The sequence below is a fragment of the Microcoleus sp. PH2017_34_RAT_O_A genome, from assembly GCF_020737885.1.
Lineage (GTDB): Bacteria > Cyanobacteriota > Cyanobacteriia > Cyanobacteriales > Microcoleaceae > Microcoleus.
In genome coordinates this window covers 1-3,803 of sequence record NZ_JAEQDD010000185.1, presented here as the reverse complement: position 1 = coordinate 3,803, position 3,803 = coordinate 1, and the positions used below count along the sequence as shown (strand labels likewise).

The window sequence follows — 3,803 nt, the reverse complement described above, 5'->3', positions numbered from 1 at the left end:
TGGTCAACGACAAACCCTTGAATCTCGGTAAATGGTTTATCGATATTTTTTACCGCCCTGAGCCAGTATTGGCATGATTATTTATTTGGAAGTCCCTTAAGGGGGGTTAGGGGGGATCTAGTCTCGATTGCTTAACTATTAACTGTTTCCTTAAACTTCTTGTACAAATTCTCAAATCCCTCCAATACAGCGGGTTGTGGTGTCGTTCCCAAGCGGTTTTGATAATAGTTGCAGAACTCTGCTGCTGGATCGAAGTTGTTGGGATCGATATTAGTGCTCTCTGTTGGTTCTAGCGGTGCATCCCGATAGCGCGGTTCAATTAACAGCGCTTGAGAACAGATTTGCCGCACGCGATCGGCTAATCCGATTTGCGGGCTATCCAATTCGACAATTACCTTCAAAAAACCAGGATGATATTGATGAGCTTCTAAAATTTGATCGAGATTGTCATTATCACATTGAAGCACTTTTAACGGTTTGTGGCAAGCCAGAGGTCGAAATTCTACCTTTGCCTGACTTCCCGGCTCAACTTCGATCAAGCAAAATCCTTTTTCCTGTTCGGCTTCTCCAAAATCTAACTGAATCAAAGAACCGGAATAATAAGCAGGAGAACTCTTAGCAATCCGCTGGTGAATGTGGATGTGTCCTAGGGCGACATATTGAGCTTCTGGCGGCAGAGTTTGCGATGATAGCAGGTATTGTTCTCGCGTGTAATAAGCGACTTCGGATTTAGCCAAGCGAGCACCGTCAATGCTCATGTGTCCCATCAGCATATTCACAGTATTGTCTCGAAAATCTGTGGTTAAATTTTGCAGTAAATCTGCTACAATTTCGCGGTAATCTTGACGGCGGTTGGCGTCTCCGGAGTGCCACAGAGAATTGGCATCTAAGAGTCTTTGTTCGGAAGCAAAAGGCATTGCTCCTACGCACAGTTTACCACTTTTGGTATTCAGAGTAATGCTGCCACCGTCTGCCGATCGCCTGGGTTTACCTAAAGCGCGAACGCCGGCAAGGGATAGCAGTTGCGCGATGCTGTCGATGCGGGATGCTGAATCGTGATTGCCGGCGATCGCAATTGCGGGAATTTCGGCAGCTTGGAGTTCGCAGAAAAATTGATAGGCAATGCGCTCAGCATAGGCTGGAGGGTTGGGAACGTCGAAAATGTCACCGGCGACCAACACGGCATCGACATCGAGCTCCTTGGCTTGTTTCAATATTTGTTCTAGGGCGATCGCAATTTCAGAAGTGCGATCGATCCCTCGAAAACGTCGTCCCAAATGCCAGTCAGCAGTATGAATTATTCGCATATTACAAGGAGTCTTTTATTTATTTTAATACTTATGGGTTTCTAACAATCGTTTAGGTGTCGCTTTCTTTTTCTTGTTCTAGAATACCTCGATCGATCTCTTCAATGTGTGCCTCAGCATAAGCAAAAGCATTTACCAAATCGGCAGCACTCAGATCCGGATGACCTTCTAAAATATGAGCATCGCTAGCACCTTGACGGCGATAACTTATTAACAGCCAAACAGGAATCCGCGTTTGTCTGATACAAGCTTCGCCGCCCATTACGCCGGGAGTCTTTTGAATTTCCGACCAAAAGTTACTTAAACTTTGGGCTAAAAATTGTATAGCTTGAGTTTTTTCCTCTGGACTTAGCGCCAGGAGTTGCGGTTGTAATTCTTTTAGTGTCATGTTCGTTATTCGTACTAAGTGGTAAAAAATATATGTTTGGTGATCGTCAAACTATTCTAGCACTTGCCACCCAGATTTATTGAGCCTATTTAAGTGCCAATTGTATAGTACGCATTGCCAGCCAAGAATAGATAATAATGTAACTCATAACTTCATTCAACAAATATAAAAACGTGCCACTTTTCAATCATCCTCATTTTCTTGAATTGCTGTTTCAATCTCGTCAGGATATGCCTCAGCATATGCCCAAGCATTTGCCAAGTCAGTGGCACGCAGAGTCGGATAATCTTCTAACAGTTCAGATTCAGAAATACCTAAACGGCGAGCATTCACCAACACCCAAACAGGAATGCGCGTTTGTCTGATGCAAGCATCGCCACCGCACACGCCGGGAGTCTTTTGAATTCCAGACCAAAAGTTGGTTAAACTTTGGGCTAAAAATAGTATAGCTTGAGTCTTTTCTTCAGGAGTTAACGCCAAAAGTTGCGGTTGCAATTCTTTCAGTGTCATGTTCGCAGTTATTGAGTTCATAAATATTAACTTGTTTTGCCCTACAGGTCTTCTAGGACTGGCTAAATCTAACAGAGGTAGGGACACGGCAGTGCCGTGTCCCTACGGCTTGTGTTGCAATACACCTAATTCTAGCGCTAAATCAAAACTTCTATTCCACAGGCTTCACATCGTGAAACCGAGTATAATCAACCACCCGCCCGCCATCCGGAGTCCTCGAAATAATATCTACAAACCGCATATTCCACACGATTTCTGACGCTACAAAAGAATGTCGCGCGTGTATAGTTTGCGAAACTGTCTCGTCAATTCCCGTTAGCGTAATTACAATTTCGGCGTGCTGCTCGATCAAATCTTTGGCGGTAAGTTGGTACAAAGGACTGTTCTCATCAATTGTGTGCATTACCGTCCAAGTTAAGGCAAAAATAGGAGATTGACTCCGCATTAATTGCAAATCGTAAAAACGCCGCATATATTCTCCTTCCGATGTTACTTCGTCGCGGATTAAAGTAGCTCGCTGCTGTGCTTCTAAAATTTGGTTGAAGCGCTGATTTCCTGCGCGGTACATCAGAGTCGGAACGCCGTTGAAAGGAGCGATTATAGCTACGCGGCTGAAGATAACTCTAGCGGTTGCTCGAGAAAATCTTGAAAAAGCCAGTCCCGTCACCATTGCGACTCCCCACAAACCAAAAAACGCTTCGATCGCAACTATAGTATTAGCGTACTCGGTGCGCGGATACATGGCACCGTAGCCGATTGTCGCCATTGTTTGCACGCTGAAATAAAAAGCATCTTTGAATGAACCAGGCCGTGCATTAGCAATGCAATCTCCTCCCGCTAAGTAAGCTAAGGCAAATAAAGAATTTGTGAGTACATACGACAGACAAATCAGCATGAAAAATTGTGGCCAAGAAAGAGTTAGCAGCCTGTGATATAGATCGGCAAAATGCAGGCGAGGTACTCCCAATTTGACAACACCCAAGGTGAATTGTCCTTTGCGACTGACTAAACGAGTCTGTGGCGGGCGATTGCGGTGAATTTTCATTGCGATTTGTAACTGTGGCTGTGTCAAATTGTAACTATTGCTTGGAACGGGAAAACTTATCCTTTAGACTGATGTCTAATTCCAAAAATTACGATAAAAGCGGAGTTTTAGAAATGCTTGAGCTTAACTGGCATGACAATCTGGTGATCGTTTCTTTTGTCGCTGCTATTGCGGGTCTAGTCGTGCTGAGCGATAATGCCTCCTCTGACGGGGCTGACGATTCCCTAGGGGATAGCTTCGCCGCGCGTACTTTGAGCGAAGAAATCCTGATCAAGATGAGCTTTACTTACTGGATAGTTTACTGCATATCTGTTTTCGGGCTGAAACTTCACTTGCCAGAGGATAGCTGGTTGTTGCTGAGTTTGAAGCTGACTACTGTTCTTTCTTATTTGTTGACTGCTTCTAGCATCCTCAGCCTGCCGCTGCAACGCATGGCTGTCAGACAAGTTGAAGAGTCATGAACCCCATCCCTAAAGGGAGGGGCTTGTAGACTGTCCGACTCTTCGAGCGGGATGCAAGCCACAACATGACCAGCCTCAGACGCAACAAACGT

5 protein-coding genes are annotated in these 3,803 nt (G+C 44.9%); 1 reads left to right on the top strand and 4 read right to left on the bottom strand.

Annotated features, from left to right (window positions below; all coding sequences use genetic code 11):
- Positions 1-131: 131 nt before the first annotated feature.
- The 4 genes from JGK11_RS32495 to JGK11_RS32480 form a co-directional block, all read right to left on the bottom strand.
- Positions 132-1,307 (bottom strand): exonuclease SbcCD subunit D, encoded by a 1,176-nt coding sequence (locus JGK11_RS32495; protein ID WP_293214474.1) that lies wholly within the window; start codon positions 1,305-1,307, stop codon positions 132-134.
- Between the two features lie 52 nt (positions 1,308-1,359).
- Positions 1,360-1,695 (bottom strand): DUF433 domain-containing protein, encoded by a 336-nt coding sequence (locus JGK11_RS32490; protein ID WP_293186015.1) that lies wholly within the window; start codon positions 1,693-1,695, stop codon positions 1,360-1,362.
- 183 nt (positions 1,696-1,878) lie between these two features.
- Positions 1,879-2,205 carry a DUF433 domain-containing protein gene (locus JGK11_RS32485; RefSeq protein ID WP_293186036.1) on the bottom strand — a complete coding sequence of 109 codons (327 nt, stop codon included), beginning with the start codon at positions 2,203-2,205 and terminating at the stop codon, positions 1,879-1,881.
- 151 nt (positions 2,206-2,356) lie between these two features.
- Complete coding sequence (locus JGK11_RS32480) at positions 2,357-3,250, bottom strand: ion channel (RefSeq protein ID WP_293214472.1); 894 nt, start codon at positions 3,248-3,250, stop codon at positions 2,357-2,359.
- Positions 3,251-3,321: 71 nt separating this feature from the next.
- Between JGK11_RS32480 and JGK11_RS32475 the strand changes: the two genes are divergently transcribed.
- On the top strand, positions 3,322-3,711 hold the full coding sequence (locus tag JGK11_RS32475) for a hypothetical protein (protein ID WP_293214470.1): 390 nt from the start codon (positions 3,322-3,324) through the stop codon (positions 3,709-3,711).
- Positions 3,712-3,803: the final 92 nt, after the last annotated feature.

What these genes read in the sequence shown, in the direction of transcription:
- JGK11_RS32495 (WP_293214474.1), bottom strand. Translation starts at nt 1,307, where the DNA reads ATGCGAATAATTCATACTGCTGACTGGCATTTGGGACGACGTTTTCGA.
- JGK11_RS32490 (WP_293186015.1), bottom strand. Translation starts at nt 1,695, where the DNA reads ATGACACTAAAAGAATTACAACCGCAACTCCTGGCGCTAAGTCCAGAG.
- JGK11_RS32485 (WP_293186036.1), bottom strand. Translation starts at nt 2,205, where the DNA reads ATGACACTGAAAGAATTGCAACCGCAACTTTTGGCGTTAACTCCTGAA.
- JGK11_RS32480 (WP_293214472.1), bottom strand. Translation starts at nt 3,250, where the DNA reads ATGAAAATTCACCGCAATCGCCCGCCACAGACTCGTTTAGTCAGTCGC.
- JGK11_RS32475 (WP_293214470.1), top strand. Translation starts at nt 3,322, where the DNA reads ATGTCTAATTCCAAAAATTACGATAAAAGCGGAGTTTTAGAAATGCTT.